The organism is Aeromicrobium sp. UBA7512 (assembly GCF_002476985.1).
Classification (GTDB): Bacteria; Actinomycetota; Actinomycetes; order Propionibacteriales; family Nocardioidaceae; genus Aeromicrobium; species Aeromicrobium phoceense.
The window spans coordinates 184,583-208,080 of sequence record NZ_DLNK01000007.1 but is presented as its reverse complement, the minus strand read 5'-3'; the positions used below and the strand labels follow the sequence as shown (position 1 = coordinate 208,080).

The 23,498-nt window shown below is 70.9% G+C and carries 22 protein-coding genes and 1 tRNA gene; 11 read left to right on the top strand and 12 right to left on the bottom strand.

All coding sequences use genetic code 11. From position 1 onward, the window contains the following. Positions 1-2: 2 nt before the first annotated feature. From B2363_RS11945 to B2363_RS11925, 5 genes are all read right to left on the bottom strand, one after another. The gene (locus B2363_RS11945; protein ID WP_286930477.1) at positions 3-890 is read right to left on the bottom strand and encodes an oxidoreductase; all 888 of its coding nucleotides are present in this window, start codon (positions 888-890) and stop codon (positions 3-5) included. Positions 891-903: 13 nt separating this feature from the next. Then, positions 904-1,665: a hypothetical protein gene (locus B2363_RS11940; RefSeq protein ID WP_286930475.1), complete on the bottom strand. Its 762-nt coding sequence runs from the start codon at positions 1,663-1,665 to the stop codon at positions 904-906. A 26-nt stretch (positions 1,666-1,691) separates the two neighbouring features. Next, positions 1,692-2,459: a maleylpyruvate isomerase family mycothiol-dependent enzyme gene (locus B2363_RS11935; RefSeq protein WP_286930472.1), complete on the bottom strand. Its 768-nt coding sequence runs from the start codon at positions 2,457-2,459 to the stop codon at positions 1,692-1,694. After that, complete coding sequence (locus B2363_RS11930) at positions 2,452-2,961, bottom strand: hypothetical protein (RefSeq protein WP_286930471.1); 510 nt, start codon at positions 2,959-2,961, stop codon at positions 2,452-2,454. Before B2363_RS11930 ends, B2363_RS11935 begins: the two co-directional genes overlap by 8 nt. A 201-nt stretch (positions 2,962-3,162) precedes the next feature. Beyond that, positions 3,163-5,031, bottom strand: a complete 1,869-nt coding sequence (locus B2363_RS11925; protein WP_286930469.1) for an acyl-CoA dehydrogenase — start codon at positions 5,029-5,031, stop codon at positions 3,163-3,165. Positions 5,032-5,393: 362 nt separating this feature from the next. Here B2363_RS11925 and B2363_RS11920 point away from each other — a divergent pair, with 362 nt between their 5' ends. Together B2363_RS11920 and B2363_RS11915 are read left to right on the top strand one after the other, a co-directional pair. Continuing rightward, positions 5,394-6,314 carry a LysR family transcriptional regulator gene (locus B2363_RS11920; RefSeq protein WP_181753921.1) on the top strand — a complete coding sequence of 307 codons (921 nt, stop codon included), beginning with the start codon at positions 5,394-5,396 and terminating at the stop codon, positions 6,312-6,314. A gap of 96 nt (positions 6,315-6,410) precedes the next feature. Continuing rightward, entirely contained in the window at positions 6,411-7,220 is an 810-nt protein-coding gene (locus B2363_RS11915) for a calcium-binding protein (RefSeq protein ID WP_286930468.1), read from the top strand. 6 nt (positions 7,221-7,226) lie between these two features. On the opposite strand, the gene B2363_RS11910 is transcribed toward B2363_RS11915, so the two are convergent. From B2363_RS11910 to B2363_RS11900, 3 genes are all read right to left on the bottom strand, one after another. Beyond that, positions 7,227-7,958: a sulfite exporter TauE/SafE family protein gene (locus B2363_RS11910; RefSeq protein ID WP_286930467.1), complete on the bottom strand. Its 732-nt coding sequence runs from the start codon at positions 7,956-7,958 to the stop codon at positions 7,227-7,229. Between the two features lie 18 nt (positions 7,959-7,976). Next, positions 7,977-9,257 (bottom strand): uracil-xanthine permease family protein, encoded by a 1,281-nt coding sequence (locus B2363_RS11905; RefSeq protein WP_286930465.1) that lies wholly within the window; start codon positions 9,255-9,257, stop codon positions 7,977-7,979. Positions 9,258-9,321: 64 nt separating this feature from the next. Continuing rightward, entirely contained in the window at positions 9,322-10,074 is a 753-nt protein-coding gene (locus B2363_RS11900) for an enoyl-CoA hydratase (protein WP_286930464.1), read from the bottom strand. 23 nt (positions 10,075-10,097) lie between these two features. Here B2363_RS11900 and B2363_RS11895 point away from each other — a divergent pair, with 23 nt between their 5' ends. Next, on the top strand, positions 10,098-10,988 hold the full coding sequence (locus B2363_RS11895) for an alpha/beta fold hydrolase (RefSeq protein WP_286930463.1): 891 nt from the start codon (positions 10,098-10,100) through the stop codon (positions 10,986-10,988). A 95-nt stretch (positions 10,989-11,083) separates the two neighbouring features. Continuing rightward, positions 11,084-11,157, top strand: a tRNA-Gly gene (locus B2363_RS11890). Positions 11,158-11,177: 20 nt separating this feature from the next. Here B2363_RS11890 and B2363_RS11885 read toward each other — a convergent pair. Further along, positions 11,178-11,597, bottom strand: a complete 420-nt coding sequence (locus tag B2363_RS11885; protein WP_286930462.1) for a universal stress protein — start codon at positions 11,595-11,597, stop codon at positions 11,178-11,180. A gap of 111 nt (positions 11,598-11,708) precedes the next feature. Here B2363_RS11885 and dcd point away from each other — a divergent pair, with 111 nt between their 5' ends. From dcd to B2363_RS11855, 6 genes are all read left to right on the top strand, one after another. Next, complete coding sequence (gene dcd, locus B2363_RS11880) at positions 11,709-12,287, top strand: dCTP deaminase (protein ID WP_181753934.1); 579 nt, start codon at positions 11,709-11,711, stop codon at positions 12,285-12,287. Positions 12,288-12,291: 4 nt separating this feature from the next. After that, the gene (locus B2363_RS11875; RefSeq protein ID WP_286930461.1) at positions 12,292-13,101 is read left to right on the top strand and encodes an HAD family hydrolase; all 810 of its coding nucleotides are present in this window, start codon (positions 12,292-12,294) and stop codon (positions 13,099-13,101) included. 138 nt (positions 13,102-13,239) lie between these two features. Continuing rightward, positions 13,240-15,318 carry an Ig-like domain repeat protein gene (locus tag B2363_RS11870; RefSeq protein WP_286930460.1) on the top strand — a complete coding sequence of 693 codons (2,079 nt, stop codon included), beginning with the start codon at positions 13,240-13,242 and terminating at the stop codon, positions 15,316-15,318. Positions 15,319-15,331: 13 nt separating this feature from the next. After that, positions 15,332-15,826: a hypothetical protein gene (locus tag B2363_RS11865; protein WP_181753940.1), complete on the top strand. Its 495-nt coding sequence runs from the start codon at positions 15,332-15,334 to the stop codon at positions 15,824-15,826. Positions 15,827-15,851: 25 nt separating this feature from the next. Continuing rightward, a complete protein-coding gene (locus B2363_RS11860) occupies positions 15,852-16,757 on the top strand; it encodes a pseudouridine-5'-phosphate glycosidase (protein ID WP_286930457.1) in 906 nt (301 codons plus the stop codon). Next, complete coding sequence (locus B2363_RS11855; RefSeq protein ID WP_286930455.1) at positions 16,754-17,623, top strand: carbohydrate kinase family protein; 870 nt, start codon at positions 16,754-16,756, stop codon at positions 17,621-17,623. Before B2363_RS11860 ends, B2363_RS11855 begins: the two co-directional genes overlap by 4 nt. Positions 17,624-17,693: 70 nt before the next feature. On the opposite strand, the gene B2363_RS11850 is transcribed toward B2363_RS11855, so the two are convergent. From B2363_RS11850 to B2363_RS11840, 3 genes are all read right to left on the bottom strand, one after another. Continuing rightward, entirely contained in the window at positions 17,694-20,846 is a 3,153-nt protein-coding gene (locus B2363_RS11850; protein WP_286930453.1) for a heterodisulfide reductase-related iron-sulfur binding cluster, read from the bottom strand. A 94-nt stretch (positions 20,847-20,940) separates the two neighbouring features. Beyond that, positions 20,941-22,131 (bottom strand): MFS transporter, encoded by a 1,191-nt coding sequence (locus B2363_RS11845; protein WP_286930451.1) that lies wholly within the window; start codon positions 22,129-22,131, stop codon positions 20,941-20,943. Further along, the gene (locus tag B2363_RS11840) at positions 22,128-22,673 is read right to left on the bottom strand and encodes a DUF4916 domain-containing protein (RefSeq protein ID WP_286930448.1); all 546 of its coding nucleotides are present in this window, start codon (positions 22,671-22,673) and stop codon (positions 22,128-22,130) included. Before B2363_RS11840 ends, B2363_RS11845 begins: the two co-directional genes overlap by 4 nt. Positions 22,674-22,825: 152 nt before the next feature. On the opposite strand from B2363_RS11840, the gene B2363_RS11835 reads away from it, so the two are divergent. After that, positions 22,826-23,498, top strand: a 673-nt coding sequence (locus B2363_RS11835) for a DUF6801 domain-containing protein (protein ID WP_286930446.1), incomplete at its 3' end; no start/stop codon positions are given.

The following is a 23,498-nucleotide window of genomic DNA, read 5'->3' as shown; positions in this document are numbered from 1 at the left end:
GCTCAGGAGACGTCGAAGACCACGCCGGTGGCGGTCTCGCTGGCGGCCCAGACCTCGGACGCGAGGCGCGGGTCGCGTGCCGCGGAGGTCATGCCGACCTTGGTCGGCCGCCCGCGGGTCTGGCGCAGGCCGGCCGGCCCGATGTACTCGCCGCCGGTGAGGGTGAGGTCCGAGGCGGCCCGCAACGTGGGCCACGCCCCTGCGTGAGCGGGCTGGCTGAACGCGCCGCCGAGGAAGTGCAGGGCCCCGCTCGAGCGCGTCAGGTTCGTCGCGCTGAGCCCGGGGTGCGCCGCCACCGACACCAGGCCGAGTCCGGCCGTCTTGGCGCGCCGGTCGAGCTCCTTCATGAACAGCAGGTTGGCCAGCTTCGACTCCGCGTACGAGCGCCAGCGCTTGTACCGTCGCGGGTCCCCGTTCGGATCGAGGGACCTCAGGTCGATCCCCTTCGTCATCGAGTGGGCGAGGGAGGAGACCGTGACGACACGCGTGGCGCCCTCGCGCAGGAGCGGCCAGAGCGTGGCCGTCCAGGCGAAGTGGCCGAGGTGGTTCGTCGCGATCTGCAGCTCGAAGCCGTCCATCGTGCGGGTGAACGGCGGCACCATCACCCCGGCGTTGTTGATCACGATGTCGAAGCGCTCGCCCGCGTCGACGACGCCCTGAGCCGCGGCGATCGTGCCGGGCAGGTCGGCCAGGTCGAGGGTGATCACGTCGACGTCGCCGAGGTCGGCCACGGTGTCCGCCGCCTTGCGCTCGTCGCGCGCGGTGATGACCACCTCCGCACCGTGCCGCAGCAGCACGCGTGCGGTCTCGGTGCCGATGCCGCTCGTGGCGCCCGTGACGAGGGCGCGCTTTCCGGTCAGGTCGCCGATGGCCGACGTCTCCCAGCCCATGTGTCCTCCGATCTCAGCGGGGCAGCACCGCGAACCACGGCACCGACCAACCACCGAGCCTGAACCTACCGGCGGCGAACGCGTCGCGCCCGACGCGAACCATCCGGCCGGCGCTCGGCTCGAAGAACTCGAGCTGCTCCCCGCTGGTCCGCACGGCGAGTACGACGTGGGCCGGGCGCACTTCGTCGCCGACGTAGAGCGGCACGGTGTGACCCGCCTGCACGGCCGCCAGCAGGAGGTCGAACTCGGCGGCGAGGTCGTCGGGGTCGAGCGTGCGCGCCTCGTACTCGTGACCCGGCAGTCCCGATCCGCCGGCGCCCGTCATCTGCCGGGCGGCGCCCCACGGCGAGGTGCCGACGACTCGCAACCACGGCCACTGCAGGTCGCCGTCGTGGTCGCGCAGTGCCGTCACGCGTCGGTGCATCCTGATGACCTCGGCCTTCCACCGCTCGGCGAAGGTGATGGAGTCCGAGGCGTCGGCCGCGGCGTCGTAGCCGGTGGTCAGCCACAGCGCGTAGGGATCGTCGTGGAGCATCCGAGAGACCACCAACGAGGCCGCACCGCACGACGTGTCGTCCGGCTGGCGGAAGTCGCGAGGGTGGGACGTCGGATCGAGCGTGCGACGTTCGGCTGGTGACATCGTGGCGGTCCGGGCCTCGAGTCGGCGGGCGACCTCCGGTGGCACGGCGGCGGCCGCGGCGGCGGTGAACGTGCGAGGGCCTGAGCGCCGCTGCAGGCGGGCGAGACCGCGTCGGGCCAGGCGGACGAGCCGCACGACGGGGACTGCCGGCCCGGGGCGCATCAGGTGGTGACGGCCATGGCGCGCAGGACGCGCTCGGCCAGCTCCCGGTCTCCCTCGATCTCGACCTCGACCTCGTCGGGGGTGCGTCGGCCGGCGCCGAGGATCGTGAACGCGGCGGTGTCCATGCGGACGGTGGCGTGCGGCTCGGCATCGGTGGGGCGGGCGCGGCCGTCGTCGCCGACCCCGATCGTGCTGTCGAGCGGGACCGGCCCGGTGACGACCCAGCGCACCACGGTGCCCGCCGGCGCTTTGACCTTGCGCCCCAGCACGTAGGGCAGGGCCGCCGCGAAGGTGGCGGTGGTGACGTGCGCGCCGAGCGCGTCGAGCCCGCCGGGCAGCCCGGTGGCGCGACGGATGTCCTGCTCGTGCGACCAGAGGTCGATCACCCGGTTCCGCAGTCCGACCTCCCAGGTCCACTCGACCCCGGCGGGCGTGTTCACGGCGGGCGCCTGCGGGTCGGGCAGGTCGGCGAGGGTCTCGGCGCGGCGGGCGACCAGGTCGGCGAGATCGGCGCGCAGCTGGTCGACCGGCACGCCGCGCAGCGCCGCGACGCCGGCATTCGTGTACTCGGCCGGGACGGCGCCGCCGCCGACAGGCTCCGGCTCGCCCTCGACCATGACGCGCTCGAGGTGCACGAGGTGCGCGAGGACGTCGCGAGCCGTCCAGCCGGGCAGGTCGGTGGGCACCTCCCAGTCGTCGGGCTCGAGGGCGAGGACGGCGTCGGCCGACTCGCGCCACGCGTCGATGTAGAGCTTCAGGTCAGTCATGGGCAAGGATCCTGCGCGTTCGGGCGGTCAGGGTGGCACCTGCCAGCCCCAGTCCCGCGACGAGTCCGGTCCAGGCGATCGCCCGGCCGGTTCCGGCTCGGCTCGACAGGTCCACCAGGGCGGTCCCGTAGCGAGCGGTGTCGGTCTGCTTGTCCGCCGGACGGCACACGATGCGCGTCTCGTCGGGGGCGTCGGGCAGGACGCCGATGAGGTGCCAGCGGCTGCCGTCACTGTCGACGACGATGTCGACCGTGGCGGCGGGCACGGGAGTGCGCTTCTTCCCGTTGCGCGCGACGCACGTGACGGCGCGCTCGGGCTGCGGCAGGTCGGTGAGGACGGCGAGGTCGTCGGTGCCGTTGATCTGGATCGGCTGGCCGACGGGAACCACCTCAGCTTCGCGCAGCGGGTCCCACGCCGAGGCGGCGAACGCGGTGCCGGCGACCCATGCGAGTGCGGCCACGAACGCGGCGACGAGGTACCAGCGTCGTCGGGTCAGGTCCACCCCGACAGCCTAGACGCGCGTGTGCGCCGACGGCCGGAGCCTCCGCCCCCGCCGGCCACTTTTGGAAACGGTTGCACCGTCTGACGTCGTATCGACGTGCATCCGTTTCCAAAAGTGGAGCTGGGGGTGGCGGGGGCCGGGCTGAACGCACGAGCGGCGCGGACCCAGTCGGGTCCGCGCCGCTCGAGGTGAGTCAGTGACTCAGAAGGCAGCCTCGTCGAGCTCCATGACGTCGAGGTCGACGGCCTCGGCCATCGCGCGCTCGGCGGCCAGACGGGGCAGGACGTTCTTGGCGAAGAAGGACGCCGCGGCGACCTTGCCCTCGTAGAACGACTTGTCCGCACCGGAGGCGCCGGCGTCGAGCTTGGCCTGCGCCACCTCGGCGCCGCGCAGCAGCAGCCACGAGACGACCAGGTCGCCGAGGACGTACACGAGGCGCGTCGTGTTCAGTGCGACCTTGTAGACGTTGCGGGCGTCGCCGTTCTCGTCGGCCGGGTTGGAGGCCATGAGGTCGTTGAACATCGCGGTGATGACGGCGGTCGCGTCGTCGAGGCCGCGGGCGAGCAGGTCGCGCTCGACCTTCAGGCGACCGTTGCCGGCCTCGTTGTCGATGAACGACTTGATCTGCTCGGACAGGTAGCCCAGCGCGCGGCCCTGGTCCTTCACGATCTTGCGGAAGAACAGGTCCTGGCCCTGGATCGCCGTGGTGCCCTCGTAGAGCGTGTCGATCTTCGCGTCGCGGACGTACTGCTCCAGCGGGTACTCCTGCAGGAAGCCCGAGCCGCCGAACGTCTGCAGCGCCTCGGTGCCCAGCAGGACCCACGAGCGCTCGGAGCCGTAGCCCTTGACGAGCGGCAGCAGCAGATCGTTGACCGAGGCCGCGAGGGTGGCGTCCTCGCCCGAGACCTTCTTGATCTGCACCTCGTCCTGGAACGTGGCCGCGTAGATCATCAGCGAGCGCAGGCCCTCGGCGAACGCCTTCTGCGTGAGCAGCGAGCGACGCACATCGGGGTGGTGCGTGATCGTGACGCGCGGCGCGTCCTTCGCGGGGTTGGTCAGGTCGGCGCCCTGCACGCGCTCCTTGGCGTACTCCAGCGCGTTGAGGTAGCCGGTCGACAGCGTCGCGATGGCCTTGGCGCCCACCATCATGCGGGCGTTCTCGATGACGCGGAACATCTGGTTGATGCCGTCGTGCACCTCGCCGAGCAGCCAGCCGGTGGCCGGGCCGCCGAGCTGCGCGTCGCCGAAGGTGAGCTCGCACGTGGCCGAGACCTTGATGCCCATCTTCTTCTCGACGTTCGTCACGTAGACGCCGTTGCGCTCGCCGGTCAGCTCGCCGGTCTCGAGGTCGAAGTGGTGCTCGGGGACCAGGAAGAGCGACAGGCCCTTCGTGCCCGGGCCGCCGGCGCCCTCGACGCCCACCGGACGGGCCAGCACCAGGTGCATGGTGTTCTCGCCGAGGTCGCTCACGGCGGAGGTGATGAAGCGCTTGACGCCCTCGATGCGCCACGTGCCGTCCTCGTTCGGGAAGGCCTTGGTGCGGCCGGCGCCGACGTCGGAGCCCGCGTCGGGCTCGGTGAGCACCATCGTGGTCAGCCACTGGCGCTCGATCATGATCTCGGCGATCTTCTGGTCGCGGTCGGTGCCGTTCTCCCACACGACGCGGCTGAAGGCCGGGCCGGCGCCGTACATCCAGATGGCGGGGTTGGCGCCGAGGACGAACTCGCCCATGGACCACACGAGGGAGGAGGGGGCGGGCTGGCCGCCGAGCTCGGTCGGCAGCTGCAGGCGCCACCACTCGGCGTCCATCCAGGCCTTGTAGCTCTTGGCGAATGCGGGGTTCTGCTGCAGCGAGTGCGTCGCGGGGTCGTAGACCGGCGGGTTGCGGTCGGCGTCGGCGAAGGACGCGGCGAGGTCCTCGCGCGACAGGCGCTCGACCTCGGAGAGGATGCTCTTCGCCGTGTCGACGTCGACCTCGTCGAACGGGCCGGTGCCCAGGACGGACTGCCGGTCGAACAGCTCGAAGAGGTTGAACTCGACGTCGCGCAGGTTGCTCTTGTAGTGGCTCATGGGCCGTGGGACCTCCGGGAAAGGGGACTGCCAGTGTTACTGGCGGGTTCTACTGGCCAGTAACTAGATACTACTCCAGCCACCGTCGAGCACAAAGGCCGTTCGGGGAAAAGAAAAACGACCCGCTCCTCAGGGGAGGCGGGTCGGTTCCGTGAAGGGGTTCAGGCGCGACGGGCGGGGATGCGCGTCAGGCCGTCGGTGGCGACCAGGTAGGCCGTGTGGATCGTGCCGGCGGTGACGGCGACGATGCCGGAGAGTGCGAGGAAGGTCATGCGCGTGCTCCTTTCGTTCCCTTCCATTGTGTGACGTTCAACTGTCAAGGACAATCCAACGGAACTATGCCCAACGTGTAGTTTGCCTACATGGACACCCGACGCCTTGCGATGCTGCGCGAATTGGCCGAGCGGGGCACCGTCGGCGCGGTGGCCGACGAGATGAACGTCACACCCTCCGCGGTCTCCCAGCAGCTGAAACTGCTGGAGGCGGAGGCGGGTGTGCCCCTGCTGGAGCCCGCGGGCCGCGGCGTCCGCCTCACCGCGGCCGGGCGTGCCCTGGCCGAGACGGCAACCGAGGTGGCCGTCGCGCTCGAGCGCGCCGAGGCCCGATGGCGCGAGTACCTCGGCGGCCCGGCAGGAGACGTCACCCTGACGGTCTTCCCCACGGGCGGCGAGATGCTGCTGCCCGGACTGCTTACTCGCGTGGTCGCCGAGCCCGCCGTGAACCTCATCTGCACCGACCGCGACCCCACCCAGCGGTTCGACGTGCTCGACATGGTGGCGAACTTCGACATCGTGGTCGCCGACTCGCCCGCCGCGACCGAGGAGTGGCACGACCGCGGGCTCCAGCTCGTGTCACTGCTGCGCGAGCCACTCGACGTGGCACTGCCGGAGAGCCACCGCCTCGCGGCGAAGCAGAGCCTGTCGCCGAAGGACGTCATCGGCGAGACGTGGATCGGGGCGCCGCACGGCTATCCCTACGACCGGGTGCTGCAGCAGCTCGTGGCGGTGACCGGCGAGTCGGTGCGGATCGCGCAGCGCTTCGACGACAACGGCGTGGTCGAGGCCGTCGTCGCCGCGGGCCACGGCATCGCGATCCTGCCGCGCTTCACGACACGGACGCGTGACAACGGGCTCGTGACCCGCCCGCTCGTTGGCATCCGGGCGCGGCGCGACATCACGGCGGTGCTGCGGCCCGACCGGTTCGAGCGACCCAGCGTGCGCTTCTGCGTCCAGGCCCTGCGCGAGGAGGCCCGCACGGTCGCCGACCGGCACGCCGCCGTCTGACCCCTTGCGCCGGGCGCCGTGGCGATTACGCTGAGCCCACTCACGCCATCGGGGGCAGCAGAGTGCCGACCCCCGCGTCTCGTTCAGGGGGAACAGATGACGACTGTCCACGACCGTCCCACCCACCGCCGCGCTCGCCACCGGCTGCGCCTCGCCCTCGCCGCGGCCGCCGTGCTCACGATCGGAGCGGTCGCTCCGGCCCACGCGGCCAGGATCACCGGCACCGAGGGGCCGGACTGGCTCGACGGCACGACCGGGAACGACAGCATCTTCCTGTTCGGAGGGGACGACCACGTGACCGCGCTCGGTGGCGACGACTTCGTCGACGGAGGGCCGGGCCACGACACGCTCGTGGGCGACGCCGACAGCGACGCGGTCCTGGGTGGCATCGACCGGCTCTTCGGCGGCGACGGGAACGACGCACTCCTGGGGAGCGGGGGTGGAGACGAGCTCCACGGCGGTAGCGGCAACGACAGCATCGGCGGTGAGCACGGCGACGACGACATCTGGGGCGACGAGGGTGACGACTGGCTGCGCGGCGACGCGGGCCACGACATGATCATCGGGGGTCCAGGCAACGACTCGATCTCCGGTGGTTCCGGCAACGACGAGATCGGCGGCGGCATCGGCGTGGACACCCTGAGTGGCGGCGAGGGGAACGACCAGATCGGTGTCACCGACTCCGACCGCGTCGATGCCGGATCGGGCGACGACGAGGTGCTCATCAGCCAGGTGGCGAGCGGCGCCTCCGTCTACTGCGGCGACGGCTACGACTCCGTGACCTTCCTGACCTACGGCTGGCTCGTCGGTAGCGCCCAGGTCGACGCCTCCTGCGAGCGGGTCACGTCGAGGCCGCTCAAGGGCGACACCTCCTACCCGACCCCGCCCGGACCGGAGGCCAGCTGAGCGCGGTCAGCGCAGCGCGTCGACCAGCAGCCACGCCGCGACGAGCGTGATCGCCACGAGGTAGATCCGGTCGAAGCGGCGCTCGGGCATCCGGTCGAGGACGCGACTGCCGACCCAGGTCCCGGTGATGACGCCGACGATGCCGACGGCGGCCGCCGGGGCCTGGGCGGCGGGCAGCAGCCCGACCGCGCCGAAGATCACGAGCTTGGCGGCGTGACCCGCCACCTGCGACGCGGCGAAGGTGCCGACGAACCCCATTCGATCCTTGGTGCCGGCCCGGAAGAACGGGGCGGCCAGCGTGCCGGTCGCCCCGACCACCGGGTTGAGGGCACCGAGCACGCCGCCCATCGCGATCCACCCGCCCGGGCTCGGCGCGGGCAGCGGGCGCGAGAGCCACTCGGGCAGCCATGTCGCCACGAGGACCGCGATGGCGATGGCCGCCTGGAGCGCGGCGTCGGGTGCCTGGCGCGCCAGCGACAAGGTCAGCGCGCCCGCGGGCAGCAGGAGCAGGGAGGTGCGCCACACGATCCGCCAGTCGACGTCACGGCGGCGGACCAGCGTCCGGGTGCCGTTCGACACCACTTGGATGGCGGCGTGCAGCGGCAGCGCGACGAGCGGGTCGAGGAACGCGACGAGCACGGCCAGCAGCACGACGCCGCCGCCGAAGCCCAGCACCGCGGTGAGCGCTGACGTCGCGAACGCGCACGCTCCGACCAGCAGCACCAGGGTGGGATCCACCCGCACATGTCTACAGGGTCAGGCTCCCGGGTCGACGCTCTCGGTGGCCACCTCGGCCTCGGGATCGCGCTGGACGATCCGCATGACGTGGTAGATCACGATCGCGGCGATCGAGCCCAGCGTGATGCCCGACAGTGACACGTCGCCTCGGGTGATCGTGAGGTTGCCGATGCCGATGATGAGGGCCGCGGCAGCCGTGTAGAGGTTGATCGGGTTGGCGAAGTCGACGTGGTGGTCCATCCAGATGCGCACGCCGATCAGGCCGATGAGGCCGTAGAGCGCGACCGTGACGCCGCCGATGACGCCCTCGGGGATCGTCCCGAGCAGCTCACCGAACTTGGGGGAGAGGCTCAGCAGCATCGCCACGACGCCGGCCACCACGTAGGCGGCGCTGGAGAAGACGCGCGTCGCGGTCATGACCCCGATGTTCTCGCCGTACGTGGTGGTCGCCGAGCCGCCGAAGCCGCCGGCGATCGTGGTGGCCAAGCCGTCGGCGATGAGGGCGCGACCCGTCTCCTCGTTGATGGCCGGCCGGTCGGTGAGGTGGGCGACGCTGCGGACGTGGCCGATGTTCTCGGCGATCAGTGCGAGCACGATCGGCAGGAACATCGGCAGCACGGACCACTCGACCGTGGGGGTGTGGAACTCGGGAAAGCCGACCCAGTCGGCCTTCTCGACCTTGCTGAAGTCGATCTCCCCCGAGGCGAGTGCCACGAGGTAGCCCGCGACGATGCCGAAGAGGATCGACAGCCGCGCGGCGAACCCGGTGAGCAGAACGGCCGAGAGGCAGATGACCGCCAGGGTGATCGTGGCGAGCCACGGCGCCTTGGCGAAGTTGTCGGTGGCGGCGCCGGCCAGGGCGAAGCCGATGAGCGCGACGATCGCGCCGGTGACGACCGGGGGCATCAGCGTCTCGAGCCACGCCCGCCCGGTGGCCTGGACGAGGAAGCCGAACGCGGCGAGCGTGATGCCCGTGCACATGATGCCGAACAGGGCGGCACCCATGTTGTCGTCGAGGACGAGTCCGTGGACCGGGGCGATGAAGGCGAACGACGACCCGAGGTAGCTGGGCAGCCGGCCGCGGGTGATCGCCAGGAAGAGCAGGGTGCCGAAGCCGGAGAAGAACAGCGTCGTCGTCGGCGGCATCTCGGTGAGGATCGGCACGAGGAACGTCGCACCGAACATCGCCACGACGTGCTGGGCACCGAAGCCCACGGTGCGCGGCCAGGAGAGGCGCTCTTCGGGCAGGACGATCGCGCCGGGGGAGACGTTCGAGCCGTCACCATGCAGGGTCCACATGGGAACTGACCTTCTCACGCCCCTCGGCCGCGGGTCGACCGGCGTCCGGTGTCGGCGTGAGGAGTCAGCGTCCGGCGAACCTGGCGGCGAACGCCGCGAACCCCGGGCTGCTGAGCGACTCGGCCTGCGCCCAGGACTCGAAGTTGAGCGACTCGTGGAGGTCGTCGCGCGCCGCGATCGCGACCGACTTCTTGATGTCGGACATCAGCTTGGGGTTGCGCTTGCTCCACGTCGTGGCCAGTTCGGCGGCACGGGCCTTCGGGTCGTCGGCGATCTCCTGGGCGATGCCCAGCCGCAGGGCGGCCTCGGCCTTGATGATGTCGCCGTTGAAGAGGGCGGCGGCCGTGTTGGCCGAGCCGATGCGCTGGGTGAGCATCCACGTGCAGCCGCCGCCGGGGTGCAGGCCGATCTTGCTGAAGGTGGGCCCGAAGCCGCCCTCGGGTCCCGCCACGATGACGTCGCACGCGAGGGCGATGTTCAGCCCGGCGCCGACCGCCGCGCCGTGCACTGCTGCGACCGTGGGGATCGAGAGGTTCCGGATGCCCAGGAACGAGGCGTAGACGTTCATCAGGTGCTCGCGCAGGACGTCGGCCGGGCGGCCGGTGTCGCCGAAGAGGCTCTCGAGATTGGCGCCCGAGCAGAAGGCCTTGCCGGCGCCCGTGACCACGAGGGCGCGGGCCTCGTCGTCGGCGGCGACGGACTCGACGGCCGCGCGCAGCTCCTCCAATAGCGGCCAGTCGAGGGCGTTGAGGCGCTCGGGGGCGTTCAGCGTGATCGTGCGGACGGAGTCTTCGCGCGTGAGCTCGACGAGTGTCATGCGGATCACCCTACGATCAATCCATGACCGAACGGACCCTGCCTGTGGTGCCCGGAGTCGAGCACCGGTGGATCGATGTCGACGGCGTGAGCCTGCACGTGGCGGAGGCCGGAACGGCCCACCGATCGTCCGACCGTCCCACCCTCGTCCTGCTGCACGGCTGGCCGCAGCACTGGTTCTGCTGGCGTCACGTGATGCCGGCCCTGGCCGAGACCCACCACGTCGTCGCGCTCGACCTGCGCGGTGCGGGCTGGAGCGACGTGCCGGAGGGAACGGACGCCTACGACAAGCGCGTCATCGCCGACGAGGTCGCCCGCGCCCTCGAGGTCCTCGGGCTCGACCGGCCGGTGCTCGTCGGTCACGACTGGGGCGCCTGGACCTCGCTGCTCGTCGCCAGCCGCCACCCGGGCTCCACGCGGGGCGTCGTCGCCGCCGCGATCGTGGCGCCGTGGCAGGACGTGCCCTTGCACCAGATGTGGCGCTTCGCGTACCAGCCGATCGCCGGTGGTCCCGGTGGTGCGTTCCTGCAGCGCCGCGCGGGTCAGGTGCTGCTGAAGACGGTCTTCCGCGCCGGGGCGACCCGGCGCTTCAACTGGCCCCGCTCGGTGCGCGAGGAGTACCTGGCGCGGTTCCGCGACCCGGCGCGCGCCCGCGCCGGACAGGCGATGTACCGCTCCTTCCTGCTGAAGGAGATCCCGAAGATCGGCCGCGGCTACGCCCGTCGGGTCGACGACGTGCCGCTGCTCTTCCTGCCGGGCACGGGCGATCTCGTGCTGGCGCCCAGCCTCGTGCGCCGCGTGGAGGGCCCGCCGAACGTCACGGTCACCGAGATCTCGGGCACCGGCCACTGGATCCCCGAGGAGCGCCCCGCCGAGCTCGTGGGCCAGGTTCGCGAGTTCCTGCGCCAGTTCTGAGGCCGCCGCTGCGTCATACGATGCGGTCGCTCTGACGACCGTTCCGTATGACGTTGCGAGGCCGGCGAGCGTGCCTAGTACGATCGGGGCACACCGCCGGTGTAGCTCAATGGCAGAGCGCTTGCTTCCCAAGCAAGATACGCGGGTTCGATTCCCGTCACCGGCTCCACCAGCGGCGTTCGCTCCCGCTCAGACCGTCTTCACGATGTACACGTCGCAGGGCGCGTGGTGCGCCACGTCGGTGGCCACGCTGCCGAGCACTCGACCGATCCCCTGCACGCGACGGTTGCCCACCACGATGAGGTCGGCGCCGATCTCCTTCGCGACGTGCACTAGGGCGTCGGCGGGCTTCCCGGGGGCGGGGCTCGCCTCGACGGTCCCTTGGTAGGAGAGGCCCTCGGCGACCTGGCGCGCGATGGCCTCCGCCCGTTCGCCGGGGCTGAGCGGGTGCATGCCCGGCGGCAGGTCGGTGGCCGCGGCGGCCTTCTCGTCGACCGCCGTGACGATGTGGAGCGCGGCGCCGGTGGCGGAGGCGAGCCCGGCCGCGACCTCCGCGGCGCGGGACGCGGTGTCGCTGCCGTCGACGCCGACGAGGATGGTCTTGTACACGTCTGACTCCTCAGGTTTGGCTTGCCAGCACCCTCGCACACGAAAGGGCCAGGCGTCACCGGTCAGAACGGCTCCGCGACCAGGGCGGCAGGCGTGCGTTAGGTTCTACTCGTGCTGCTTTCGGACCGCGACATCCTCGCCGAGATCGACGCCGGACGGGTCGCGCTCGACCCCTACGAGCCCTCGATGATCCAGCCGTCGAGCATCGACGTGCGCCTCGACAAGTTCTTCCGCGTGTTCGACAACCACAAGTACCCGCACATCGACCCGGCGCAGGACCAGTCCGACCTGACGCGCGAGGTCGAGGTCAACGGCGAGGACGCGTTCATCCTGCACCCGGGGGAGTTCGTGCTCGGCTCCACGTACGAGTACGTGACGCTGCCCGACGACGTGGCCGCCCGGCTCGAGGGCAAGTCCTCGCTGGGCCGCCTCGGCCTGATGACGCACTCGACCGCCGGGTTCATCGATCCCGGCTTCCAGGGCCACATCACGCTCGAGCTGGCCAACGTCGCGACGCTGCCCATCAAGCTCTACCCCGGCATGAAGATCGGCCAGCTGTGCTTCTTCCGGCTGACGTCGGCCGCGGAGAACCCCTACGGCTCGGAGAAGTACGGGTCCCGTTATCAGGGCCAGCGCGGACCGACGGCATCGCGGTCCCACGCGAACTTCCACCGGAGTGTGATCGACTGAGGGCATGACCGCGCCCGACATCAAGCTCGTCGTGGCCGACCTCGACGGCACCCTCCTCGACGAGCGCAAGCAGATGCCCGCCGAGACCTTCGGCCTCATCCGCGAGCTGCAGGCGGCCGGCGTCGCCTTCGCTCCCGCCAGCGGACGCCAGTGGGCGACCATCGAGTCGATGTTCCACGAGGTCGCCGACGAGCTCGTCATCATCGCCGAGAACGGTGCCTACGTGACCCACCGAGGCGTCGAGGTGGCGGTGCACCCGCTGAACCCGGCCTGGGTGTCCACGGCCGTCGCGAAGACGCAGGGACTGCTCGACCGGGGCGTGGACCTCGGCATCGTGGTCTGCGGCGTCGAGTCGGCGTGGATCGACCGCACCGACCAGCCCTTCCTCGACCAGGTCGAGCCGTACTACCGGCGGCTCAAGGTGGTCGACGACCTCACCGCCGTCGACGACACGATCATCAAGCTCGCCGTCCACGACTTCGGCGACCTCGAGGCCGTCACCGCCCCGTTCCTCATCGAGCACGCGGAGAAGAACCCGGTCGCGCTCTCGGGTGCCCACTGGGTCGACGTGATGGCCGAGGGGGTCAACAAGGGCCTGGCCGTCCGCGAGCTCCAGTCGGAGATGGGCATCGACGCCACCCAGACGATGGTGTTCGGGGACTACCTCAACGACTACGAGATGCTCGAGGCGGCCGACTGGTCGTTCGCGATGGGCAACGCCCATCCCGACATCCTCGACCTGGCGAACTACACCGCCCCGCCGAACTCCGAGAACGGCGTCATCACCACCGTGCGCGCCGTCCTCGGGCTCTGAGTCAACCGCTCCGGCACCACCTGACCCATGAGCGGTCGCAGATCACGAATTCGCCGGTAAGTGAACGTTTTCCGTCACGCGCTCCGACCGCGGATGTGACCCTGAGGATCTTGGGGGGTCGTTCGCGGAGGTGTGGCGATGACTCGGTCGGTCCGGTGGGTGCTCGGCGCGATCCTCGCGCTCGTGTTGGGCCTCGTGGCGGCTCCGGCCGTGGCGGCCCCGCCCGAGCCGTACCGCGTGGCGACGGGCCTCGAGGGCGGGACGAGCGCGGCCCACGTCGCCATCGGCGATCGGATCTTCTGGGTCAGTCACGGCAACAGCGGGACCAGCTCGAACGACAGTGAGCTGTGGACCTCCGACGGCACCAGCGAGGGAACGCACGAGTTCTTCGACCCGAACCCGGGCGGACGCGGCCTGGTCGGCTCGCTCCTGAAGTTCGGGGACGGCTTCGTCTTCACCGCCACGGGGCCGGCAGGTGGCGCGGAGGTCTGGTACTCCGACGGGACGACCGAGGGCACGGAGATGATCGCCGACCTCACGGTCGACGACGCCGGTTCGACGTGGCTGCTCGAGGCAGGGCCCGGAGCGGTCTACCTCGCGGCCGACGACGGCGCGCACGGGCGCGAGCTGTATCGGTGGACCGGACCCGGGGCGGCGCCCCAGCTGCTGGACGTCAACCCGACGGCGCGCATGACCTCCGACGAGGAGCTGCAGGACCAGTGGCGGACGAACTGGACGGACTCCAGCCCGGTCGCACTGGGGATGGTCGGCGACGCGTTCGTGTTCACGGCCGACCAGACGATCAGGACCGCGGACGTCAGCGAGTGGGGCGATCACTACGTCGCGACGTCCGGAACGGGGAGAGAGCTGTGGAGGGTCGGCCCCACCGGGCCTCCGCAGCTCGTCAAGGACATCTCGCAGACCGATGCCTGGGGCGACCCGTCGCCGCAGCAGAGCACGCGGTTCTCCGAGCGCACCGGGACCGCGGTGATGGGCGGGTCCCTGTACTTCCTCGTCGACAGCACCGATCCCGGCGTTCCCGAGCCCGAGCTGTGGAGGACGAACGGCGTCTCTGAGGGGACCACCAAGGTCGCGCACCTGCCGCTCGCGTACCTCGACGACCAGTGGGACTTCGAACCCGCCGTCGCAGGCGGCCGGCTGTTCTACCGGGCCTGGAGCGGTGACTGGGACGGGATGTGGGCGACCGATGGCACGGGCGCTGGTCAGCGCGTGAGCCCGGCGGGAGACGCCACCGATCCGGTGACGCTGGGCTCCGGGGTGGTCTTCGGGCTCGAGCAGGACGACACCGGCCGGGAGCCGTGGTTCTCCGGCGGGACGTCCTCGGTCCGCCTCGGGGACCTGCGTGCCGGGGCGGCCGGGGCGCATCCGTTCCCGATCACCACGTGGGGCTCCCACGCCTACTTCGGGGCCAACGGCGGCTCGGGCCGCGACCTCTACCGGACCGACGGCACTCCCGCCGGGACCGAGCGGGTGATGGACCTGCCGAACACGGCGGGAGCGGTGCTCGACGGGCCGATGGTGTTCTACGGCGCGGAAGGGCTGCTCTACTTCGTCAACAGTCCTGATGACGACCGCAACGTCGGGAACGAGCTGTGGGCGTTCGACCCCAACCGGTCCGTCACGGCCACCTCGACGGTGCTGCGCGCGCAGGCCACCGTCGCCTACGGTGCCGCGGCGACCGTCACGATCGCGGTCACGGGCACGGGTGGACCGCCCACGGGGACCGTGACGATCCGCGACGGCCAGCGCGTACTCGGCACGGCCGAGCTGGCGAACGGCGCCGCGACCTTCGCCCTGCCCCGCAACCTCGCCCTGGGTGACCACGTGCTGACCGCCACCTACAGCGGAGACGCACAGTTCTCGTCCTCGACCTCGGCGCCGGTCACCGTGCGGGTCAAGGCCGCGACGAGGCTCGGGGGCCGGGTCAACGACCTCACGTTCCTCACGACGGAGCGCATCCGCGTCACCGCCACCCTCAGGACGACGCCGGCGATCAACGCGACAGGACGCCTCCAGCTCCTCGTGGACGGTCGCGTGCGGGCCACGGCCACCCTCGCCGCACGGCACCGGAACACCCTGACGCTCGTCAGCCCGCCCCTCGCGCGGGGCCGGCACAGGCTCCAGGTCGTCTTCTCCCAGTCACCCAACGCCATGGACGCACGGACCGGCGTCGTCACGATCACGGTCTACCGATGAGAGAGGCACTGAGATGAGGACGAGACGCATCACGCTGGTCGTGACCCTGCTCGCGGCGCTGATCCTGGGATTCGCGCCGGCGGCGCAGGCCGGCACGTTCCGGATCACCACGCGGTGGAAGAGCTGCGACACCTTCAAGTCGGCCATCGCCGTGCGGGTGACCTTCAAGGATCCCGCCTACCTGTACGGCTCCGGCAAGTACATGGTGAAGCGCTGGATCGAGTGGGAGGTCTACAAGAGCGGGATGTGGAGGGAGGAGGATCGCTACTACTCCGAGTCCAACTGGGTCAAGGTCACCAACAAGAACTACGACTGGACCACGACCCCGGGCGACAGGACCGGATGGGGAAACACGGGCCTCTACTACAGCCACTGGCGCGCGAAGGTCACCGTGAAGCTGATCAAGAACCGCAAGGGCCCCCGTGACAAGAAGGTCGACGAGGTCCAGATCTTCCCGATGAAGGGCTCGTTCCGGGAGATCGGCTCGAACTGCGGCTACGAGTTCTGACGTCGCGCCTCGATAGAGTCGCCGGGTGAGAGTCCAGCCGTCCCCCGAAGTCGCCGCTGCCCTGGACGAGGGGCGGCCCGTCGTCGCCCTCGAGTCCACGATCATCAGCCACGGCCTGCCCCGTCCCGACAACCTCGAGGCGGCGCAGGAGTTCGAGGAGATCCTGCGGTCGCAGGGCGTCACGCCCGCGACGATCGCGGTGCTCGACGGTGAGCTCAAGGCCGGGCTCACCGCCGACGAGCTCGCCCGGATCGCGAACGAGGACGTCCCGAAGCTCACGGTGCGCGACCTGCCCGTGGTGCTCGGCATGGCCGGCAGCGGCGCCACCACGGTGGCCGCCACGTCGTGGATCGCCGACCGCGCCGGGATTCGTGTCTTCGCGACCGGCGGCCTGGGCGGCGTGCACCGCGGTGCGTCGGAGTCGTTCGACGAGTCCGCCGACCTCACGGTGCTGGGCCAGGTGCCGATCACGGTCGTGTCGGCGGGCGTGAAGTCGATCCTCGACATCCCCGCCACGCTCGAGCGTCTCGAGACGCTCGGCGTGATCGTCTTGGGCTTCCGCACCAAGGACTTCCCGAGCTTCTGGCTGACGTCGTCGGGCCATGAACTCGACTGGCGGGCCGAGGACGCGTTCGCCGTGGCCGCCGTCATGCACAGCCGCGACGAGCTGGGCCTGAAGTCGGGCATCGTCGTGGCCAACCCGCTGCCGGAGGAGAAGCAGCTCGATCCCGTGGTCCACGACGAGGCGCTCGAGCGCGCGCTGGCCGAGGCCGACGCCCAGGGCCTCTCGGGCAAGGAGGTCACGCCGTTCCTCCTGCAGCGCATCGTCGAGTTGACCGGCGGCGACAGCCTCGCGGTCAACCTCGACATCGCGCGCAACAACATCGCGGTCGCCGCGCGCATCGCGATCGCCGCGGCGGAGTACCCGTGATCCTCGTCGTGGGTGACGTGGTCGACGACATCGGCGTGCTGCCGCTCGAGCCCGTCGCGCCGCGCAGTGACACCCGCGCCCAGATCCGCATGACACCCGGCGGCTCGGCTGCGAACACCGCGGCGTGGCTGGGGTTCCTCGGCGCCGACACTCGGTTCTTCGGCAAGGTCGGCAACGACGGGGTGCAGCGACACGGCGCCGCCCTGCGCGACCACCAGGTGGAGCCGCGGCTCGTCGCCGACCCGCTGCTGCCCACGGCCACGATCGTGCTGACCCTCGATGACGACGCCGACCGCACGATGTACGTCGACCGCGCCGCGAACGGCACCCTGGCCTCCGCCGACCTGCCCGAGGACCTGTGGGACGGGGTCGACTGGCTGCACCTCACCGGCTACACGTTCTTCGACCCGCAGACGCGCGACGTCGCGATCGAGCTGATCGCCGAGGCCAAGCGGCGCGGAGCCGGCGTGAGCGTCGACCCGAGCACCACTGCGTTCCTGCGCGAGGTCACGCCCGAGGCGTTCGCCGCCTGGACCCGAGGGGTCGACCTGCTGGTGCCCAACCTCGACGAGGCGCGCCTGCTGGTCGGTGCCACCGGCCCGTTCGTCGACTTCGACACCCTCACGTCCATGTACCCGCACGTCGTGGTGACGCTCGGCTCGATGGGAGCCGCCTACGTGGCCGGGAGCGCGCGCGAGCAGGTGGCCGCGCCGCGCGTGCAGGTGGTCGACACCACCGGTGCCGGCGACGCGTTCACCGCGGGGTTCCTGGCCTCGTGGCTCGAGACGAAGGATGCTCGTGCCGCGCTCACCGGTGGCATCGGTGCGGCCAGCCGCTGTGTGCAGCAGCGCGGTGCCCGTCCCTAGGTCCTCTCCGCGGTAACGACAACGCGCCAGCACCCGTGAGGGGCTGGCGCGTCGTCGTGCGTGAGGGCCGTCAGGCCTTCGTGTCGTCGGCCTCGTCGTCCTGAGCGGCCTGCTGGGCGGACTCGCTCAGCTCGGCTCCCGAGGGGTTGGCGTCACTGAGCGGCACGGCGTCGTCCGAGACCGGATCCGGGGCGGGGGCGTCCTCGACCGGCGTGATCGCGGCGAGCTCCTCCTGCTCCGAGGACGGCTCGGCGTGCTTCTCGGCCGGCAGCTCGGGCTCGGAGTCGTCGTACACGACGGACTCGGCGTCCGGGTTCGTCGTGTCACCGCTCTCGGGGTGCGGCTCCGGCTTGGGCTCGTCCTCGGCCGCCGTGTGCGGCTTCGGCTCGTCGTCCTCCAGCGCGTCGAGCAGCGACGGCTGCTCGTTCGCGGCGGGGGCGTCCTCGGTGGCCTCGGGCTCGGTGGCCTCCGGCTCCTCGGCGGCGGGCTCGGCCTCGGCGGGCTCGGCCTCGGTCTCGGGCGCCTCGGCGGGAGCCTCGGACACCTCGGCCACTGCGTCGGCGTCAGGCTGGCCGAGGCCCTCCTGGCGCTCGTTCTGGGCCGGACCGTCCTCGGACTCCGAGCCGAGCTCCGGGTTCGACACCGCATCGCCCGTGGCCTCGGGCTCGGGGTCGGACTGGGCCGGCTCGTCCTCGGGCTCGGTGGCCACGGAGACCGGCTTGGTGCCCTCGTGGTCGGCCGCGCCCTCCGGCGTGGCGTCGCCCTTCTCGAAGATGCCGCCGGCGGTGCCCTTGTCGTCGACCGCGATGTTGTGCTTCGCGGCCATCTCGGCGTCCTCGGCGCGGCTGTCGCCCTCGGGGTTGTCGAGGTCGTCGCCGGCGTCCGTGGGAGCCTCGGCCGAGTCGTGCGCGTCCGCGGCGGCGCCCACCGACTCGGTGTCGGTCAGCGTGCCGGGATCGGCCTCGGCCGCGGGGCCGGGCTCGGCGTCCTCGGGCTCGTCACCGGAGGCGTGCGACTCCTCGGCCGCCATGACCAGGGCCTCCGCCTCGGCCACGACGTCCTCCTCGGAGCGCTTGACCGCCTGCAGCAGCAGCTGCGCGACGTCGAGCACCTCGACGTTGACCAGGGACTCGTCCTCGGCCTGCTTCGCCGTGAGGCCGTCGGCCAGCATGACGCGGCAGAACGGGCAGCCCACGGCGATCTTCTCCGCGCCGGTGCCGATGGCCTCCTCGGTGCGGTTGATGTTGATGCGGGAGCCGATCTTCTCCTCCATCCACATGCGGGCGCCGCCGGCGCCGCAGCAGAAGGAGGTCTCCTTGCTGCGGTCCATCTCGACGTAGTCCGCGCCCGTCGCGCCGATCAGCTCGCGCGGCGGCGAGTAGACCTGGTTGTGACGGCCCAGGAAGCAGGGGTCGTGGTACGTGACCTTGGCCGCGGGAGCCGCGGGCGCGACCGGCTTGAGCTTCTTCTCGCGCACGAGGCGGTTGAGCAGCTGCGTGTGGTGCACGACCTCGAGCTCGATGCCGAGCTCCTTGTACTCGTTCTTGAGCGTGTTGAAGCAGTGGGCGCAGGTCGAGACGACCTTCTTGACCTTGGTCTCCTGGAAGACCGCGACGTTCTCCATCGCGAGCTGCTTGAAGACGATCTCGTTGCCGGCACGGCGGGCGGAGTCGCCCGAGCAGGTCTCGCCGTCACCGAGGACGGCGAAGGTGACGCCGGCGATGTCCAGCAGCTCGGCGACGGCCTGCGTGGTCTTCTTGGCGCGATCCTCGAAGGCGCCGGCGCAACCGACCCAGAACAGCCACTCGACCTCGTCGAGGGACTCGACGTCGACGCCGACCTGCTTGACCTCGAAGTCGAGGTCCTCGGCCCACTTCATGCGGTCGCGCGGGTTCATGCCCCACGGGTTCCCCTTGCGCTCGAGGCCCTTGAAGATGTTGTTGAGCTCGGCGGGGAAGTTGGACTCGACGAGCACCTGGTAGCGGCGCATGTTGTCGATGTGGTCGACGTGCTCGATGTCGACCGGGCACTGCTGGACGCAGGCGCCACAGTTGGTGCACGACCACAGGACGTCGGGGTCGATGACGCCGAAGAGGTCCTCGGAGCCGATGAGCGGACGCTCCAGCTCGCGCTGCTGGTCCTCGGTGAGGGTCTCGGGATCGGCGCCGAGCAGCGGCACCTTCGCGTAGGCGTGCTCACGCAGGCCCATCATGAGCAGCTTCGGCGAGAGCGGCTTCTCGGTGTTCCACGCGGGGCACTGGCTCTGGCAGCGACCGCACTCGGTGCAGGTGGAGAAGTCCAGGATGGACTTCCAGCTGAAGTCCTCGACCTTGCCGACGCCGAGCTTCTCGAACTCCTCCTCCTCCATGTCCTCCATGGTCTCGAGGTCGAGCGGCTTGCCGGCGACGTAGAGCGGGACGAGGGCACCGAGGGCGGTGCCGCCGTCGGCCTCGCGCTTGAAGTAGATGTTGAACCAGGCCAGGAAGCGGTGCCAGGCGACGCCCATCGTGAGGTTCTTGCCGATCACCATCAGCCAGACGGTGGCCGAGACGACCTTGACGACGGCCAGGATGGTGATGGTGGCCTCGAGGCCGGTGACCGACAGGCCCGACCACAGCGTCTCGCCGATCCAGGCGGTGGTGGGGAAGTGGAAGGCACTCGCGTTGCTGTCGCCCTGGAGGCTCATCAGCTGGTACTCGGCGCCGCGGATCAGGATGCCGGCGGCGCACTCGAGCGCGACCATCGCCTCGACGAAGTAGGCCTGGCCGAAGCGCGAGCCGAAGAAGCGGCTCTTGCGGCCCAGGGTGCGCGGGTGGTTGCGCTGGCGGATCACGACGAGCGCGGCGATGCCGATCAGGCCGAGCCAGGCGATGAGCTCGCTGACCCACTCGAACAGGAAGAAGTGGCCGATCAGCGGCAGCACGAGGTGCGGGTTCCAGACCTGCAGGTACGCCGTCGCGACCGCCGTGCTGAGGATGATGAAGCTGAAGAAGACGGCCCAGTGCAGGATGCCGACCCACTGCCACTGGAGCATGCGCGTGTGGCCGAGCGTCTCGACCAGCATGTTCTTGGTGCGGCTCTTGGGGCTGTCGGTGCGTCCGTAGGCCGGCGTGCCGGCGCGGATGACTCCGAGCATCCGCTTGATCCCGGGTGCCAGGTAGTACACCGCCAACGCCGTGGAGACCAGCGTGATCACTCCGGCGATGATGTTGATCGGTTCCATGCCGATTCCTCTCGCGGTTCAAGCAGTTTGTGCTGACCCTAATCTGCGGCGAAGCGGGCTGCTCAGTTAGGCCAGCCAAAGCCGTGCCTTGATGTTACCTATGAGTAGCAACGGGCACGCAGGCGATGGCCGCGAGCGGGAAGACGGCCGCGGCCGCGAACGCCCAGCCGTAGCCCGCGTACTGCACGATCGCGCCCATCACGGGCGGCACGGCCGCCGACGTGAGGTACTGACCGGTGTTCTGGATCCCGAAGGCCCGGCCCGACCAGCGCGACCCGGCGATCTCGGCCACCGCGGTGAAGGCCAGCCCGTTGTCGGCCACCGTGATCATCGTCGCCGCCACCATGACGGCCACGGCCACGGGCGACCCGTCCAGGAGGGCCAGGAGCAGCATCACGGCCGTGGCGGCCACCGCGACCTGCCGCATGGGGCCGAGCCGGTCGCCGATGCGGTCGGACCACCAGCCAGCCGCGATGCGGCCGGCGGCGCCGAGCACCTGCGAGGCCGCGTAGAGGCCGCCCGCGGCGGCCGGGCTCCAGCCGTGCCGGTCGATCAGCCACAGCAGCATGAAGGTCCACACCACGTACTGCGGGATGACCAGCAGTGCGGAGGCGGCGTGGATCCGGGCCAGCCGGCGATCGCCTCGGTAGGGGTTGGCACCGCCGCTCGGGTCCTCGCTCGCGTGGCGGGGCGGGTCGACGACGGTCACGGCGACGAAGACCGTGGCGACTGCCGCGACGACGAGACACAGCGTGACGATCCACGCGACGCCGCGGGTCTGCACCGCCGCCGGCACGACGAGGGCGGCGAGCCCGACGCCGAGCGGGAGCCCGGTCTGACGGATGCCCATCGCGAGCCCACGCCGATGCGCCGGGAACCAGCCGACGACGAGGCGGCCGCTGGCCGAGTTGGAGCTGCCGGCGGCCACGCCGCAGAGGCCGAAGCCGAGAGCCAGGACGATCGCGTCGTCGGCGCGGGCGCCCGCGAGCGCCACGGCGCATCCCGCCACCAGGAGGGCGAGCCCGGAGGACAGGGCGATCCGCTCACCGACGCGGTCGACGATCGCTCCCCATGCCACGAGTGTGAGCAGCGTGCCCACGAGGGGCGCGGCGGCGAGCGCACCGCTGGCCACCAGGGAGAGGCCCTCGTCGAGGTGCAGGTGGGGGATGAGGAGCAGTGGCGTGCTCACGACGGCGGTCGCGGTGACCTGGGCGACCATCGCCGCGACGAGCATGAGCCACGGGCTCGGGTGACGGGTCCCGGGCGGGGCCGCCCCGCGGCTCACGCCAGGGCGCCGACGTGCGCCATCGCCTGCTGGAGCAGGACGCCGCGGCCTCCCTCGAGCTCGTCGAGGACCGCTGGGGCGAGGGCCTCGCGCGGGGTCAGCCACGAGAGCTCGAGCGCGTCCTGGCGGGGATCGCACTCGCCGGTGACCGCCACGACGTAGGCCAGTGCGACGGCGTGCTGGCGCGCGTCGTGCAGCGGCGTCACGCCGGGCAGCGGGAAGTACTCGGCCACCGTGAACGGCACGATGTCGGCGGGCAGCTGCGGGAACGCGGTCGGACCGAGGTCCTTCTCCAGGTTGCGCATCAGCGCGCTGCGGATGGGCTCGCCGTGCAGCACGCGTCCCGACACGAACGACCGCGCCATGGTGCCCGTGGTGGCGGAGCCGCGGAGCAGCAGACCGACCTGCTCGACCTGGCCGAGACTGTCCAGGCGAACCGGGATCGCCTCCACGTAGAGGATCGGGACGCGGCGGCGGGTCTCCTCCAGTTCAAACTCGGAGAGCCAGCCGGGGTTCGGGTCGGGGGTGCGCACGGAGGGCATGGGCCCATTGTGGTCGATGGGCGGTCGTCGGCAGCGTAAGTCGTTCGCGAACACCGGTTGTCACTACGAGTTACAGCATTTAGGGTGAGGTGGATCACACGCAGTTCGGCGTGCGCCAGATGGAGTGCTCGCCACAACGAGGGGAACCATCTGTGCGCTTCACACTTCTACCGTCCCGACGCGCCACCGCCGCTGTCGCCGCCCTGGGCCTGGCCGCCGCCGGTGTCGTCGGTGCCGGCTTCCTCAGTCCGGCGGCCGCCGACCAGACGCTCGAGAAGGACTTCCCCTTCAAGTGCGAGGTCATCGCCGGCGGTCTGAACCTCGGTATCCAGGACATCGGCGTCAAGGCCACGACGGTGGTCCCGGACTCGGTGACTCCCGGCGAGACGATCCCCTCCACCGCCGTGAGCATCACGCTCACGATGCCGGAGCTCCTGCGCCAGTCCACCGCGCTGCTGCTCGGAGGACGTGAGGCAGCGGGTGCGTCCACCGACTCCGCCGTCACCCTCACCTCGGGCGGTCAGACGATGACGGTCGCGATCCCCGAGCTGGGCTCGGCCCGCACGCCGATCCCGCAGGTGGCGAACGAGCCGTGGCTCATCCCGGCCACCGGCATGGTGCCGCCCATCACGGTCCCGGACTACGCCACCGACACGGTGGTCGTGGGCATGCCCCAGGCCTTCAACATCACCGCCACCATCTACAAGGCGGACGACTCCACGATCCCGTCGACGCTCTCGTGCACCGGTCCCGCTGACCTGGCCCTGGGTTCGATCGCGGTGACCGAGCCCACGACGGAGCCGACGACGGAGCCGACGACCGAGC